Genomic DNA, 16,085 nt, shown 5'->3' on the forward strand with positions numbered 1-16,085 from the left:
AAAATCAATATGGTGACCCCTACGGGAATCGAACCCGTGTTTCAGCCGTGAAAGGGCCGCGTCCTAGACCGCTAGACGAAGGGGCCACATGCAGTCCGCCTGAGCGATGCTGCGAAGCGAGGCGGGCATTAGGGGTTGGCTTCGCGCCGGTCAACCCCCTTAGGTCATCAAAATGCAGCTTTGTTTCAATCGGCCCAGGCGGCGTCTTCCAGATGGAGTTCGGCAGCGGGGCGCGGGCCCCAATCGTCGATCTTCGCCCGGCCAGCCACCCAAAGCCGCCGATCCCTGGGCGCTGCGAGAATGGCCTGCCCCAGTTCCGTTTCGGCCTTGCGGAAGGCGATGGTCTTGATCGACCGGCCATCGTCGCCCGCCATGATGGCGCGCAAATGGCCGTTGCCGACCACATCCGCCTTGATGACGCGCATGGGCCCGGACGCGATGAGCGGCGCGGGCCAGCCCGCCCCATAGGGACCGCCGGCTTCCATCGCCGCGACGAAATCGGGATTGACCCCGGCAGGCGCGAGCACGGCGTCTATCATCAGGGCGCGGTCGTCGCGGGAACGGGCCACGGCGGCGGAAAGGCGATCGTCGAGGAAATCGATCAGCGCATCCAGCTTTTCCGCCGCAACGGTCAGGCCCGCCGCCATGGCATGACCCCCGCCGGCGACCAGCAGACCGCCATCCTTGGCGGCGAGGACGGCGGCGCCCAGGTCGACGCCGGATATGGACCGGCCCGACCCCTTGCCGATGCCGTCTTCGTCGAGGGCGATGACGATGGCGGGACGCCCCGCTTTCTCCTTGAGGCGGCCCGCCACGATGCCGATGACGCCGGGATGCCAGCCCGCACCGGAGACCAGTGCAACAGCACGATTGCCCTGCGCCTCCAGCAACGCCTCCGCCTGTTCCTGCACCAGCGATTCGATGGCGCGCCGCTCTTCGTTGAGACGGTCGAGTTCGGCCGCGATGCGGGCGGCTTCCAGCGGATCCTCGGTCGTCAGCAGGCGCACGCCCAGATCCGCCTTGCCCACGCGCCCGCCCGCATTGATGCGCGGCCCCAGCGCGAAGCCCAGATCATGACACAGCGGCGCGCGGCTAAGGCGGCTGGCGTCCATCAGCGCGGCAAGGCCGATGTTGCACCGCTTCGCCATGACCTTCAGTCCCTGCGCCACAAAGGCCCGGTTCAGCCCCTTGAGCTGCGCCACATCGGCGACGGTGCCCAGCGCCACGATGTCGAGCAATTCCATGAGCGGCGGTTCGGATCGCGCCGCGAACCGTCCGCGCGCACGCAACGTCCGCACCAGCGCCGCGCCCAGCAGGAAGGCCACGCCCACCGCCGCCAGATGGCCATGCGCGGCGGCTTCATCCGCTTCATCGAGGCGGTTGGGGTTGACCAGCGCGAAGGCTTCGGGAAGCGCGGCGGCGCATTTGTGATGATCGACCACGACCACATCGACGCCGGCCTGCTTCGCTTGCAGCAACGCGTCGAAAGCCTGCGCGCCGCAATCGACGGTGACGATCAGGCTCGCGCCCTCTCCCGCCAGCCGCACCAGCGCCTCGCCCGATGGACCATAGCCTTCCATCAGGCGATCGGGGATATAGGGTTTCGCCTTCAGTCCCAGATCGCGCAATAGCCGGATCAGCAGCGCCGCGCTGGTCGCGCCGTCCACGTCATAATCGCCAAAGATGCGGACATCCTCCTGACGCTGCACGGCGTCAGCGAGCCGGTCGGCGGCGGCGTCCATGTCGCGGAACAGGCTGGGGTCGGGCATGAAATGACGGATGGTGGGGTTGCGGTGCGCCTCCACCGCCTCACGCGGACAGCCGCGTGCCAGCAGCAATTGCGTCACCAGATCGTCGGGGCGATAACCGGGATCGCGGGCATCCGCCCCCTGCCCGCGCCAGCGCCAGGGTTGGCCCGATATGGAGCGGGAGATGTTCAGCGCGATCGTCATGGCACGGCTGTAGACCCGTCCCGCCGCCGAGGGAAGCGCGCCGTCGATCGTAGCGGGTTTGGAACCTGCACAAGACATTGAGCGTATTGTCAATTCCACGCTCCTGTGAAAGAGCGGGCATGAAAGGGGCAAAAGATTGACGGGCGACAGGCGCAGAACCGGGATGGGGCATGCCATCGGCATGGCTATGATCGCGGCGTGCCCACCCACTCTGATGGCCCAGACACCACCTCCCGCCAATGTAGACCAGCCCGCGCCCGAGCCTGAAAAGCCGATCCTGTCAGACGACCAGTTCGAACAGCGCCTGCCCCCTCTGGGCGACGCGCCATCGGACGCCGCATCGCCGCTGCCGTCCGTCGACAGCTGGCTGGATCAGCAGATGCCGCAGACCGCCGCAACGCCCGGGGAATTGCCGCCCACCACCGAGCCGGCCGCCGACGCAGAACTGGCCCAGCCCCTGCCCGCGCTCGACAGCGTGACGGTGCCCGCGCAGGTCGCTGAAGATGTTCCCGACGAAAAACTGCCCGCCGTGCATTATGCGGTTTCGGTGGAGGGTTTCGACGGCACCGGACTGGAAGACGAATTCCGGGAAGCCTCCGCCCTGGTCGACGGCAAAGGCAAGGCGGACACCGCCGCCATGGTGCAGGCCCGCGCGCAGGAGGATGAGGCGCTCGCGGTGCGGCTGCTCTATTCGGAGGGCTATTATGACGGAACGGCGCTGTCCTCGCTGGAACAGTCGGGCGACGGCGCGCTGAAGGCAGTGGTTTCGGTGACGCCGGGGAAAAGATACCGGATCGGCGACATCGTCATCAATGTGGGGCCGACCGTGCCGCCGGGCCTGATCCGCGACAGCCTGCCGCTCAAGACCGGCGATTATATCGTGGCGGCGCAGGTGGAGGGCGCGGAGGCCAATGTCGCGCTCAAGCTGCCGGAGAACGGCTATCCCTTCGTGAAGGTAGGGGACCGCGATATCTTGCTCGATCCCGCCACCGTGACGGGCGACTATATGCTGCCGGTCGAAACAGGACCGCGCGGCTCCTTCCGGGGCATCACCACCAGCGGAAAGAAGCAGGCGTTCGGCGCGGATCATATGAAAGTCATCAGCCGCTTCAAGCCGGACGAGCTTTACGACAGCCGCAAGGTGGACGACCTGCGCCGCGCGCTGGTGGCGACGGGGCTGTTTTCCAGCGTCGCCGTCGATCCGGTGCAGACCGGCGCGCCGGGACCGGACGGCACGGAATATGTCGACCTGCATGTCGAGCAGGAAGCCGGGCCGCCGCGCACGCTGGCGGGCGAGCTGGGCTATGGCACCGGGCAGGGATTCCGGGCCGAAGGGACATGGACGCACCGCAATTTCTTCCCGCCCGAAGGCGCGTTGATCGGCGGGGTGATCGCGGGGACGCAGGAACAGGGCGTATCGGGTACCTTCCGCCGGTCCAACGCAGGCAAGCGCGACCGGACGTTCCAGGCGGGCGTCAACGTCAATCACCAGAAATATGACGCCTATGAAGCCTTCACCCTGGGCCTCAACGCCAGCATCTCCCGCCAGTCGACGCCGATCTTCCAGAAGCGATGGACTTATACTTATGGCGTCGAAGTGCTGCTTTCGAACGAAAAGACCACAGTCGACGAAAGCACGGCGGACGCCAAGCGGCTGACCTATTTCATCGGCGCATTGCCGATGCAGCTTGGCTATGACCGGTCGAACGACCTGCTCGATCCCACCAAGGGATTCCGCGCCAATCTGCGCGTGTCGCCCGAAGCGTCGTTGCAAGGCAATGTGTCGCCCTATGTCCGGGCGACCTTCGATCTGGCGGGCTATTATCCGGTGTCCGACAGTCTGGTGGTCGCGGCGCGCACGCGCGTGGGCACGATCACCGGGGCGGCGCGCGACGACATTGCCCCGTCACGGCGCATCTATGCGGGCGGGGGCGGATCGGTGCGCGGCTATGGTTATCAGGAGTTGGGGCCAAAGGACGCCAACAACGATCCGGTCGGCGGCCGGTCCGTGAACGAGTTCGCGGTCGAGGGGCGCTATCGGTTCGGCAATTACGGCATCGTCGCCTTTGTCGACGCGGGGCAGGTCTATGAAAGCGCCATGCCCAAATTCTCCGACATTCGGTACGGCGTCGGCATAGGCGGGCGCTTCTACACCAATTTCGGTCCCTTCCGCGCGGATATCGCCATGCCGATCAACCGGCAGCCGGGCGAATCCAAATTCGCCCTCTATATCGGCATAGGGCAGGCATTCTGATGGCGGACGATACTCCCCTTCCCCCAGCCCGTCCGGGACGCCCGCTCTGGGCGAAGATCGCCATCGGCGCGGCGGGCCTGGGGGTGGCGCTGGCCATGCTGGTCGCCGGGCTGCTGCTGTTCCTCAATACCCAGCCGGGCAAGACATTCCTGATCCGCCAGATCGCCGCGCTCAAGATGGAATCCGGCATGGCGATCGAGGTCGGGCGGATCGATGGGTCGATCTACAGCGACATGGTGATCCATGACCTCGTCCTGCGCGATCCCAAGGGCGTGTTCGCCGTCAGTCCGCAAGTGCATGTGGTGTGGCGCCCGTTCCGCTACATCAACAACCATATTTCCGTGCAGTTGCTGGAAAGTCCGCTGGTGGTGCTGGCGCGCAGTCCGCAGTTCAACCAGACGCCGACCGATCCCAACGCGCCGATCCTGCCGGACCTCGACATCGACGTGGACCGGATGAAGCTGGCGCGGTTCATCCTCGCCAAGCCCGTCATCGGGCAGAAGCGGGAAATCGCCATCGACGGCGTGACCCATATCGCCGATGGCCGCGCGCAGCTTTCCGCCAATGCCGTGGTGGACAGCGGCGACCGCCTGGCCGCGAGCCTGGACGCCGTGCCTTCGCAGAACCGCCTCGCCATGAAGGGGACGCTCACCGCACCCAAGGGCGGCGTGATCGCGGCGATGACGGGACTGACAGACGGCGTCACCGCAACGCTCGACGGCAAGGGCACATGGCAGGCATGGGACGGGCGACTGGTCGCGACATCGCCCAAAGGCGAGCTTGCGAATATCGCGCTGGCGGCGCGGGATGGGAATTTCACCGCCAAAGGCCCGCTGCGGCCCGGCCTCGTCTTTGCCGGGACGGTGGACCGGCTGACGACCCCCGCCCTCGACGTGGACCTGTTCGCGGGCCTCAACGAGCGGCGCGTGAACCTCAAAGGCACATTGCGCTCGCCTGCGCTGGCGGCGAACGCGCAGGGCCTCATCGACCTGGGCAAGAGCCGGTTCAGCGCGCTCAAGATCGACGCGACGCTGCTGACGCCCGGCGCGATCATGGAAAAGGTGAAGGGCCGGGATGTGCGCGCCTCCGTCATTCTCGACGGGCCGATGGCGACGCCCTTTGTCGACTATGACATCACGGCCGCCATGCTCGCCTTCGATGCGACCGGCATCGAAGGCTTGAAGGCCAGCGGGCGGGCGGTGATCGACACGGATCGCATCCGCATCCCGGTGAGCGCCACGGCGCGGCGGGTGACGGGCCTTAACGCCGCCGCTGGGGGCCTGCTCGAAAATCTGCGCGTGAAGGGCGACTTCGCTTATGCAGGCGGAAAGCTCATCAGCGACAACCTCAAGATCAACAGCAACCGGATCGACGCGACGGCCATTGTCCTCGCCGACCTCGACAACGCCATCTATCGCGGCGCGCTCAAGGGGCGGGTCAATGATTACAAGGTCGACGGCGTCGGCATCGTGAACCTGACCACGGACATGGAGCTGGTGCCGGGGCCGAAGGGCGGCTTTGGCCTGTCGGGCAAGTTCGGCGTGCGGACCGCGCGATGGGACAATGCGTCGGTGCGCGATTTCCTGGGCGGCAACGCAGTCGCGAGCGGGCGGATCGGCATGACGCCGGAGGGCAAGTTCACGCTGGCGGGCCTGAAAGGCGCCGCGCCCAATTTCCGAATTCTGTCCGGCTCCGGCAGCTATGACACGGATGGCGCGATAACCTTCGACGCGGCGGCGGCGTCGAAGCAATATGGGCCGCTGACGCTAGCCGTGCGCGGCACGATGGAGCGGCCGCAAGCGGTGCTGCGCGCGGCGCGACCCAATGTCGGCGTGCAGTTGCGCGACGTCGTGGCAAAGCTGAACGGCGAGGCGGCGGGATACCGGCTGGAGGCGACGGGCGGGTCGGACTATGGCCCCTTCTTCGCCAATTTGCTGATCCGCACGGCGCAGGGACCGCTCACCATCGACGTGACCAGGGCGCGCTTTGCAGGCGTGGATATGGCTGGGACACTGCGCCAGACGCAGGCAGGGCCGTTCTCGGGCCAGCTTTCCCTGAACGGATCAGGCATCAACGGCGCCGTTCGTCTGGCGGCGGTCGGCGAGGCGCAGGGCGTCGACGTGAACGCCACCGCCAGCAATGCGAAGCTGCCGGGCGAGGCCGATGTGGTGATCGGACGCGCGCTCGTCAGCGCCTCCATGGTGATGACGGACCACCCCCGCATCTTGGCCGATGTGCAAATGGCGAACGCAGCCTATGGCGACTATATCGTGCGGAAGGCACGAGCCAGGATCGACTATCAGGGCGGACGAGGCCGCGCGCAGCTTGTCGCCGACGGGTCGAGCGGCGTACCCTTCTCTGTCGCGGTCAACGCAGCGCTGCGGCCGATGCTCTATGCAGTGGCAGTGCAGGGCAAGGCGAGCAATGTCGATTTCCGGCTCGACAAACCCGCGATCATTCGTATCGAGCAAGGCGGATACCGGCTGGAACCGGCGACGCTGGTGCTGCCGCAGGGGAAAGTCGATCTGGCCGGCCGTTTCGGTGACCGCACGACGATGCAGGCGCGGTTCAAGGACTTCGACCTCGCCATCGTCAACATGTTCAGCCCCGGCATCGGCATTGGCGGGCGGGCGACGGGGACGCTGGACTTCGCGCAGGAAGGAAACGCCTTCCCCATCGCGACGACGCGCCTCGCGATCAGCGACTTCCGCCGTTCCAGCCTGACCGCCGTGTCCGATCCGGTGGCGATGAATGTCGAAGGCAAGCTGACGGCGGCGGGCGGCGACCTGCGCGGCGTCATCCGCCGCGGCAATGCGTCGCTGGGCCGCTTCATCGCAACGCTGGCGCCGCCCGGACCGGGCGCAACCTGGTCCGAGCAACTGATGGCCGCGCCGCTGGACGGAGGCATCCGCTATGCCGGGCCTGCCGATGTGCTCTTCTCCTTCGCCGGGCTGGCCGATCAGCGGCTGACGGGACCGATCGCGGTGGCGGCGGACTTTGGCGGCCGGGTGAACGATCCGCGCATCAACGGCCTCGTCCGCGCCAATGCGCTGACCTATGAAAATGAGACGTTCGGCACGCGGGTCACGCAAATGCGGCTGGACGGGCGCTTCACCAATGACCGGCTGGAGATCAGGGACTTTTCCGGCCGGGCGGGCGACGGTACCGTGCAGGCGAGCGGGACGGTGGGGCTGGCGGCGGACAGCGGCTTCCCGATGAACATCGCGGTGAAGATGGACCGCGCCCGCCTCGCCCGCAGCGAAGCCATCACCAGCGTCGTCAGCGGCACGCTCGCCATCACCAACAGCGCGGCCAATGGCGGGCTTATCAAGGGCGACCTGTCGCTGCCCGAAACCCGCTACCGCGTGGCGTGGCAGGGCGGCACCGACATCCGCCAACTGCAAGGCGTGCGGCGCAAGGGCGAGGGCACGGATATCCTGGACCAGCGCATCGCGGCGCGGCAGGCGGCGGCCAAGCCCGCCGACTGGAAGCTCGATATCCGGGTGCGGGCGGATAATGAAATCTATGTGACCGGCATGGGCCTCGATTCCGAATGGAAGACCAACATGCGCGTCACCGGCACCACCGCCAATCCGCGCGTGGTCGGCAAGATCGAGGTGATACGAGGCCGCTACAGCTTCTCGGGCCATCAGTTCGAACTGGAGCAGGGCGTCATCAACTTTGACGGGGAGATGATGAACCCCACGCTGGCGATCCGGGCGGAAACGAAAATCGACGCGGTAACGGCCGGTATCGGGGTCACCGGAACGGCGCAACACCCGGATATCGCCTTCATCTCCAATCCAACCCTGCCGCAAGACGAGATATTGGCGCGCATCCTGTTCGGCAGCAATGTCGCGAACCTGTCGGCGACGCAGGCGGTGCAACTGGCGGTGGCGCTCAATGGCCTGCGCGGCGGCGGCGGGGGACTCAATCCGATGGGCAAGCTGCAGGGCGCGTCCGGCCTCGACCGCATCGGCATTGTCGGTGGGGACGAGGCGAGCGGACGCGGCACGTCGCTGGCGGTCGGGCAGCATATCTCCAACAATGTTTATGTGGAGGTGATTACCGACCCCAAGGGCTTCACGGCAACCCAACTCGAAATTGCACTGTCCAAGACGTTAAGCCTGCTGTCGAAAACCGGCACTAATACGGGGTCCTCTGCAAACCTGCGCTATTCGAAGGATTATTGAGGACGACGGAGGGCTGTCGTGGATGGGATTTACGGCTCCCACGGCAGCCAAGGTCCCACCTGCCTTCGACACGTCCGCTCCTAAATGGCTGTCCGGTCGGGACGGCCATTGAGGCTTGCGGGCTGGACTGCTAAGCGCGGCCATCATGGATGATATGACACAGTCATCGCCCCGCGCCGCCGAGCGTCCGTCCCTCGGCAGCCTCGGGATGGTGTGGGGTTTCGCGCGGCGTTATCCCTCCCGTATCGGCGGAGCGCTCATAGCCTTGCTGGTATCTTCCGCCGCCACGCTTGCCATTCCGGCCGGTTTCCGGCTGGTCATCGACCGGGGCTTCATTGGCGGCGGCGATATTGGCCGCTGGTTCGAATATCTGTTCCTGATCGTCACCATTCTGGCCATCGCCACTGCACTGCGTTTTTATTTCGTGGCATGGCTGGGCGAACGGGTGGTCGCCGACATACGATCCGCCACGCAGGCCAATCTGCTGCGGCAAGCCCCCCGTTTCTTCGAGGAAAACCGTCCTTCCGAAATAGCATCACGCATGACGTCCGACACGGCCATCATCGACCAGGTCGTCGGCTCCACCGTATCGGTGGCACTCCGCAATATCGTCACGGGGATTGGCGGATTGGTCTATCTGTTCGCCCTGGCTCCCAAGCTGGCCGCTTTGCTCCTTCTGGGCATTCCAGCGATCGTGCTGGCCATGGTGAGCCTTGGCCGCCGCGTCCGTAAACTGTCCCGCACCAGTCAGGACAGGTTGGCCGATGTTGGCAGCGTGACATCCGAAGTGCTGGGCGCAATGAAAGTTGTTCAGGCCTTCGGACAGGAAAAGCGTGAAGCGGCGCGATTCGACAGCACGGTCGAGGCAGGTTTCGATACCGCGCGTCGCCGGATTTTGCTGCGCGCTGCTATGACCGCAGTGGTGATCGCCTTGGTTTTCGGATCGATCACCGCCGTGATGTGGCAGGGCGCAGTCGATGTGTCCGCAGGACGGCTTTCGGGCGGAAGCATCGCCGCTTTCGTGCTGACCGGCGGCCTGGTTGCCGGGGCTTTTGGCGCCCTGTCGGAAACGTGGGGAGATCTTCTGCGCGGCGCCGGCGCGGCCAGCCGTTTACATGAATTGATGGCCGCTGAACCTCAGATCCTCCCTCCAGCGCAGCCCAAAGCACTTCCGTACCTTCCTGACGGTGCCCGACTGGAGTTCGACAAGGTTCATTTCCATTATCCCACCCGCCCGGACCAAGCAGCGCTCAAGGGTGTGTCACTGGATATCGCGCCTGGACAGACCATGGCGATTGTCGGCCCTTCGGGTGCAGGCAAGTCGACCCTGATCCAGTTAGCCCTGCGCTTTTATGATCCGGATGCGGGCGAAATACGCCTGAACGGTATTCCCCTGACACAGGCAGATCCGGCTACCCTGCGTTCTATGATCGCTCTGGTTCCGCAGGAAAGCATCATCTTTGCAGGATCAGCGCGTGACAATCTGCGATACGGCCGATGGGACGCTTCGGATGAAGAGATCTGGGTTGCCGCACGGGCCGCCAATGCCGAAGCTTTTCTGCGAGCCTTGCCCGATGGGCTGGACAGCCATCTGGGCGAAGGTGGCTCGCGTCTGTCGGGCGGTCAGCGTCAGCGCATTTCGATTGCCCGCGCCTTGCTACGCGATGCGCCCATATTGCTGCTGGATGAAGCCACTTCCGCTCTGGATGCCGAATCGGAAGAGCTGGTCAAGGACGCGCTTGAGCGGCTGATGCGGAACCGAACGACGATCGTCATCGCCCACCGCCTGGCAACCGTTCGCGCGGCCGACCATATTGTCGTGCTGGATGAAGGCCAGGTGGTTGAACAGGGCGATCACGCCACGTTGGTGGCTGAAGGCGGCCTTTATGCCCGATTGGCGCGGTTGCAGTTCCAAGACGGCGTGCCCGCCTGAACATTCCGGCGCATTGCGCCGACCCAAAAATAATTCGCTCAATTCAGGAGATCTTGACGCGCCAGTCCGATGACATGATCGAAAATTGCGGGGTGTAGGGGTCTGTCGAAAGCACATCCCGATTCATGCGCCCGCGTCCACAGCACGATAGCCCGGCGCCCTTCGAAACCTGGTAAAGCGATCCACAATTCCTTGCCAGGGGTCAGCTTCGCGAAACTTTGAAGGCGAAAGCCCGCGAGAGACAGATTTGTGATCCGGCTTGTGAACCAATTTTCGCCTGGCCGCCGAATCCTGACATCGATCGACACGGACCGCCGTTCCGCCCCCCGTCCTCTCCGATCCGGCCCTGGCTGCCGTTCGGCATCGATGGTCCGATGTCGCGTCATGTCACATTTTTACATGGGCCTTCATCGTAACAAAAAAGTTAACGAGCAGCCCCCAGCGTATATGCATGACAAAAAAAGGGCCGCCGAAGCGGCCCTTTGGGCAGGTAGAAACTTCTCTTCCAACACGCCAGAAAGCAGGATTATCCTCTCCCCAGCGCGGCGGCGGTATCAGAAGTTCCCATATTGCTCATTGCCAACGAAGCCCAGCTTCGTGACGCCAGCGCGTTTAATTTCCGCCAACACCTGATCGACCACAACATAGCGGGTCTGGGCATTGGGCTGGAACTGCAGTTCCGGCTCAACTGGCAGACGCAGCGATTGCTGCAGATACTGACGCAGGGTCAGCAGGTCGATCGAGGAACCGTTCCAAGTGATGACACCGCTGGGATCGATTGCGACCTTGTTCTTGACGGGATCGATCACGCTGTCCGTCGGCGGCGCATTCTGCGGCAGGTCGATCTTGACCGCGTGGGTCTGGATCGGGATCGTGATGATGAACATGATGAGGAGAACGAGCATGACGTCGATAAGCGGCGTCGTGTTCATTTCCATCATTGGTTCGCCGTCATCTTTTCCGGCACTCATAGCCATGGGGCGATACTCCTAGAACTTTTACAGCCGCTGCGTGGTGGTGCCCGGTTCAGGTTCGGAGATGAAGCCGACCTTCGGGAAACCAGCGCGCTGCATCGTGTAGATGGTGCCGCCGATGCACCGATATGGGGTATTGATATCGCCGCGGATGTGCACTTCAGGCAAATCCTCCGGCGTCAGATTTTCGACGCCACCCGCTTTCTTGATATCCGCTTCCAGCTTCGCCACCGCACGATTAAGCAGCTCATCGGACGAAACCCGGGTCAGGTTCCAATACACCGCGCAGCTACCGTCCGAACCAGTCGTGACCGACAGGGAAACATTTTCCGGCTTCGTCGTCGTCGGCTCGAACGCCACCTTGGGGAGCTGCAGCTGAACCGTCTGGACGACGACCGGGACCGCGATGAGGAAGATGATGAGCAACACCAGCATGACGTCGACGAGCGGCGTCGTGTTGATGTCGGACATCGGGGCGTCATCACCGCCGTCGGAGCCAACACTCATTGCCATTGATAATATCCTAACATACGTCTCTATGGCGCCCCGCCAAGCGAGGCCCATGGCCGGTTGGGAACCAGGCGATCGCAGCCGCCCGCCGGTTCCCGAACCGGCTTTTCAAGCGATCAGGCCTTGTTCGGCGCAGCGGCCGGCTTGGCAGCCGAAGCAGCCGGAGCGGCAGCCACGGACGGACGAACCGCACCGTTCGAAACCAGATAAGCCAGCAGATCAACGGTGAAGCTGTTGAGCTGTTCCGCGATCGACTTGTTGCGGCGCTGCAGGAAGTTATAGGCAAGCACCGCAGGAACGGCCACGGCCAGACCCAAGGCGGTCATGATGAGCGCTTCACCGACCGGGCCTGCAACAGCGTCAATCGATGCCTGACCAGCCGCGCCGATCTTGATGAGCGCGCGATAGATGCCGATAACCGTACCGAACAGACCGATGAACGGCGAGGTCGCGCCAACGGTCGCGAGGAAGGCAAGGCCGCCACCCAGGCTGGAGTTGATCTGCGCTTCCGAACGCGCAAGCGAGCCGTGCAGCCAATCATGCGCTTCGACCGGATCGGTCAGCTTGGTGTGTTCTTCCTGAGCCTTGATGCCGTCATCGACGATCTGCTTGTAGGCCGAATTCTTTTCAAGCTTCGCCGCGCCTTCCTTCAGGCTGGGCGCACGCCAGAAGCTCGCGCGGACCTTCTTGCCCTGGTTGATGACCTTCTGCTGCTCGATCAGCTTGGTGAACAGGATGTAGAAAGTGCCGACCGACATGGCGCAAAGGATGATGAAGACGGTCCAGGCAATGACGCCGCCCTGCTCGAGGGCTTCCATCAGACCGTAGGGATTGGCCGCCTTTGGGGCAGCGGCCGCTGCGATAGACATCAACATGTTCAAGACTTCCCTCTCAAATAGATCGTAAGAAAGGGAAGGCGGCGTGGGTCGCCAGCCTTCCCGTCACTGAATTACTCCGGCAGTCGCCAAGTGATGCGGCCATTATATGTATCCGCCATCTCCTGGCCGTCCGAACCCTTGGCGGGCTTGAACCTGGCGCGTTTCGGCAGCAGGCGGCATGTCGCCTCGTCGAGATCGGAATGGCCGGTCGAAGAGGTGATGGTGCAGCTGGTCACGCGACCATCCGGTCCGATTTCCAGTCTGAAGCCAGCGGTACCCGAACGTTCTTCACGCTGGGCGCGGCTTGGATAGTCGGCATCGCTGAGCCAGCTACCAGGCGCCGAGCGCGGCGTTGCACGGCTTGCCGCGACCGGGGGCGGAGGCGGCGGCGGCGGTGGGGCCGCTACCGGAACCGGATTGAAAACCGGCGGAGGTGTACGCACGGTCTGGATCGGCGGCGCAGGGGCCGGCGTCTGCACGATCGGCGGAGGAGCAACGACCGGCGGCGGCTCGACCGGCTGGTCTGGCGGCGGCGGCGGCGGCTCCTCATCAGGCGGCGGCGGCTCCTCTTTCACGTCGATCACATTCAGCTGTTCCGCCGCCTTTTTGACATATTTCATGCCAAGACCGGTGACGAAGGCATAGCCGAGAACAGCGTGAATCAGGGCGACGATAATGATCGAGATCGTGCGACTCGATCCTTGCGAGTGGTCAGCATAGGCCATTCGGCAACGACACTCCTTAACTCAGCTTACTAGTTGTTATGCACAAATGAGCCAAAAACGACCCAAGACGGCCGGGCTCTCCCGGACATCCTTGGCCTATATCCTTCCCATTTGCTACCCTTCAAATTCCTATCGCGGCATCTTCCGCCACGCAAACGCTTTATCGCTTCACCCGTTTGCGTTTACAAACAATCTTAGCATCTCGCCATGGAATGGCTTGCATGTGACATTGATGCAACGGATTGCAAGCATATGATGAAGAAGACAGAGAAATCTACCGGCATGTCGAAAAATATCCTTTGGGCATGCCTCATTTCCGCCTCAAACCCTTTGATTTGGGCAAGTCCGATTGCTCAAGCCGCTCCACAATACTCGGAGTCCCCCCACTCCATCGTATCTTCCGGGCCCTCCTATGCGGACATTGCCGACCTTGCCGATGAGGCGCCCATCATCGCGCATGTGCTTATCCGCAACAGCATCCCCCTGTCCGAAAAACATGCCGGAGACGTGCCGCCTGGCTATCGACGCCTCTATATCGAAGCGGATGTAATGGCCCTGATTCGCGGAGAGGGCGGCGTCAGCCCCTCCGTCAGCTACCTATATGATGCGCCGATCGACACCCGGGGAAAAACGGCCAAGCTGAAAAAGGTCCAAATGCTGCTGTTTGCGAGACAAGGCACGCGGCCGGGTGACATCCAACTGGTCGCGCGGGATGCACAGATTCCCGCCACCTCCGCGGATATGGAACAGGTGAAGAATATTGTTTCGGCGCTTGTAGCGCCGGATGCTCCGCCCCGCATCATAGGACCCGGCGATGCCTTCCATGTGTCGGGCACCATAGCGGGTGAAGGAGAGACACAGATTTTCCTTCGAACGGAAAATGGAGACCCTGTCTCTCTCTCAATCATAAGGCGACCCGGTCAGGAACCGCGATGGGCCGTGGCCTTGGGCGAGATCGTCGATGAAGCGGCGCGCCCGCCGCAGCCCGGCAGCCTGCTCTGGTACCGGCTTGCCTGCGCCCTTCCTCCCACGCTTCCTCCCCGATCGATCCGGGCATTGTCAGTGCCCGATGCCGAAGCGGCACAGGCGGACTATCGGCTTGTGATGCAAGCGCTGGACCAATGCGACAGGACAAGGCAGGTTCGCTAAGCTCCCTGCTTTTCCTTGGACTATGGCGTTAGGGCCGCTATCAGCGCGGCCCTGACCTGCTGGAAGAATAAGGATAGGCCATGACAAATCTCCACCGCCATGCCCCGCTGCGCGTCGCGCTCGTTGGTCTGGGGACAGTGGGCGGCGGCGTCATCCGGCTGCTCCAGACCAACGGCGACCTGATTGCCAGGCGCGCGGGCTGCCCGATCCAGGTCGTCGCGATTTCGGCGCGGGACCGCAACAAAGACCGAGGTGTCGACATATCCCCTTATGAATGGGTGGACGACATGACCACGTTGGCGGCGCGCGATGATATCGATGTGGTGGTCGAACTGATCGGCGGCGCTGATGGCCCTGCGCTGACGCTGGCGCGGCAATGCCTGACTGCGGGCAAGCCCTTTGTCACGGCAAACAAGGCGATGCTGGCGCATCATGGGCTGGACCTGGCAGCACTCGCTGAAAAGGCAGGCATTGCGCTCAAATATGAAGCGGCCGTCGCCGGAGGCATTCCCGTCATCAAGGGCATGCGCGAAGGCGCCGCCGCCAATGAGATCAGCCGAGTCTACGGCATTCTCAACGGAACCTGCAACTACATCCTGACCACCATGGAGAAGGAAGGACGCGGATTCGACGATGTGTTGAAGGAGGCCCAGGAACTCGGCTTTGCGGAAGCCGACCCCAGCTTCGACATTGACGGCGTGGATGCGGCGCACAAGCTGACTATCCTCGCCAGCCTCGCCTTCGGCACTGAGCTGGATTTCGACAATGTCGCCATCACCGGCATTCGTCATGTGATCGCGGCCGATATCGCCGAAGCCGCGGCACTGGGCTATCGCATTCGCCTCGTCGGCATGGCCGAGAATGGTCCTGATGGCCTGTTCCAGCGCGTTCATCCGATGCTGGTCCCGACCGATCACCCCCTTGCCCATGTCGACGGATCACTCAACGCCGTGGTGGTGGAAGGCAATTTCGTCGGTCGCCTGTTCTTTGAGGGGCGGGGAGCTGGCGAAGGCCCCACGGCATCGGCGGTCGTCGCTGACCTGATCGACGTCGCGCGCGATGAGTATGGCGATGCCTTCGCCATGCCGGTGGCCGCACTCAGTCCGCAGCCGCCGGCCGACGCCGGCCATCGCATCGGACGCAGCTATTTGCGCTTCAAGGTTCAGGACCGGCCCGGCGTATTGGCGGAAATCGCTGCCGCGACCCGGGATGCGGGCGTATCCATTGAAAGCATGATCCAGCGTGGCGCGAATCAGCAGGACGGCGTTCTGATGGCGATCGTCACCCATGCTGGGGAAGAGCGCCGCGTAAGCGAAACGCTGGATCGCCTTGCCGGATCGGACAGCCTGCTCCAGACTCCGATGGTCATGCATATCCTCGACTGATGCCAGTTGGGATTCAGCGCAACCAGAAGCTGTGCAACAAAATATCCTCAACTGGCTCCCCCAACCGCAGCAAGGTGCGATTGGCGCGTTTGGGACAATCGAGATTGCCGACGACGGCAAGCGCACAGGATG

General features: G+C 63.7%; 11 protein-coding genes and 1 tRNA gene. 5 read left to right on the forward strand and 7 right to left on the reverse strand.

The genetic code is table 11. The features are described from left to right. Positions 1-10: 10 nt before the first annotated feature. Together ATN00_RS00585 and recJ are read right to left on the reverse strand one after the other, a co-directional pair. Positions 11-86 (reverse strand) — tRNA-Glu (locus tag ATN00_RS00585). Between the two features lie 99 nt (positions 87-185). Continuing rightward, on the reverse strand, positions 186-1,952 hold the full coding sequence (gene recJ, locus ATN00_RS00590; RefSeq protein WP_062068226.1) for a single-stranded-DNA-specific exonuclease RecJ: 1,767 nt from the start codon (positions 1,950-1,952) through the stop codon (positions 186-188). A gap of 181 nt (positions 1,953-2,133) precedes the next feature. Here recJ and ATN00_RS00595 point away from each other — a divergent pair, with 181 nt between their 5' ends. The 3 genes from ATN00_RS00595 to ATN00_RS00605 all read left to right on the forward strand — a co-directional run bounded on the left by ATN00_RS00595 (position 2,134) and on the right by ATN00_RS00605 (position 10,332). Then, positions 2,134-4,206 (forward strand): BamA/TamA family outer membrane protein, encoded by a 2,073-nt coding sequence (locus tag ATN00_RS00595; RefSeq protein ID WP_475630839.1) that lies wholly within the window; start codon positions 2,134-2,136, stop codon positions 4,204-4,206. Then, entirely contained in the window at positions 4,206-8,399 is a 4,194-nt protein-coding gene (locus ATN00_RS00600) for a translocation/assembly module TamB domain-containing protein (protein ID WP_062060903.1), read from the forward strand. Before ATN00_RS00595 ends, ATN00_RS00600 begins: the two co-directional genes overlap by 1 nt. 145 nt (positions 8,400-8,544) lie before the next feature. Next, positions 8,545-10,332: an ABC transporter transmembrane domain-containing protein gene (locus ATN00_RS00605; RefSeq protein WP_062060906.1), complete on the forward strand. Its 1,788-nt coding sequence runs from the start codon at positions 8,545-8,547 to the stop codon at positions 10,330-10,332. A 38-nt stretch (positions 10,333-10,370) separates the two neighbouring features. Here the strand turns inward: ATN00_RS00605 and ATN00_RS00610 are convergent, their stop codons facing one another. The 5 genes from ATN00_RS00610 to ATN00_RS00630 all read right to left on the reverse strand — a co-directional run bounded on the left by ATN00_RS00610 (position 10,371) and on the right by ATN00_RS00630 (position 13,419). Further along, positions 10,371-10,700: a PilZ domain-containing protein gene (locus ATN00_RS00610; RefSeq protein ID WP_062068228.1), complete on the reverse strand. Its 330-nt coding sequence runs from the start codon at positions 10,698-10,700 to the stop codon at positions 10,371-10,373. Positions 10,701-10,886: 186 nt separating this feature from the next. Continuing rightward, complete coding sequence (locus ATN00_RS00615) at positions 10,887-11,309, reverse strand: ExbD/TolR family protein (protein WP_062060909.1); 423 nt, start codon at positions 11,307-11,309, stop codon at positions 10,887-10,889. A gap of 21 nt (positions 11,310-11,330) precedes the next feature. Beyond that, on the reverse strand, positions 11,331-11,819 hold the full coding sequence (locus ATN00_RS00620) for an ExbD/TolR family protein (RefSeq protein ID WP_062060912.1): 489 nt from the start codon (positions 11,817-11,819) through the stop codon (positions 11,331-11,333). A 113-nt stretch (positions 11,820-11,932) separates the two neighbouring features. After that, a complete protein-coding gene (locus ATN00_RS00625; protein WP_062060915.1) occupies positions 11,933-12,691 on the reverse strand; it encodes a MotA/TolQ/ExbB proton channel family protein in 759 nt (252 codons plus the stop codon). A gap of 74 nt (positions 12,692-12,765) precedes the next feature. Next, positions 12,766-13,419, reverse strand: a complete 654-nt coding sequence (locus tag ATN00_RS00630; protein ID WP_062060919.1) for an energy transducer TonB — start codon at positions 13,417-13,419, stop codon at positions 12,766-12,768. Positions 13,420-13,674: 255 nt separating this feature from the next. Between ATN00_RS00630 and ATN00_RS00635 the strand changes: the two genes are divergently transcribed. Together ATN00_RS00635 and ATN00_RS00640 are read left to right on the forward strand one after the other, a co-directional pair. Beyond that, positions 13,675-14,568, forward strand: a complete 894-nt coding sequence (locus ATN00_RS00635) for a hypothetical protein (RefSeq protein WP_197413722.1) — start codon at positions 13,675-13,677, stop codon at positions 14,566-14,568. 80 nt (positions 14,569-14,648) lie between these two features. Continuing rightward, positions 14,649-15,953: a homoserine dehydrogenase gene (locus tag ATN00_RS00640; protein WP_062060922.1), complete on the forward strand. Its 1,305-nt coding sequence runs from the start codon at positions 14,649-14,651 to the stop codon at positions 15,951-15,953. The last annotated feature ends 132 nt before the right edge of the window (positions 15,954-16,085 follow it).

Source organism: Sphingobium baderi, from assembly GCF_001456115.1.
In the GTDB taxonomy this organism is placed as follows: Bacteria; Pseudomonadota; Alphaproteobacteria; order Sphingomonadales; family Sphingomonadaceae; genus Sphingobium; species Sphingobium baderi_A.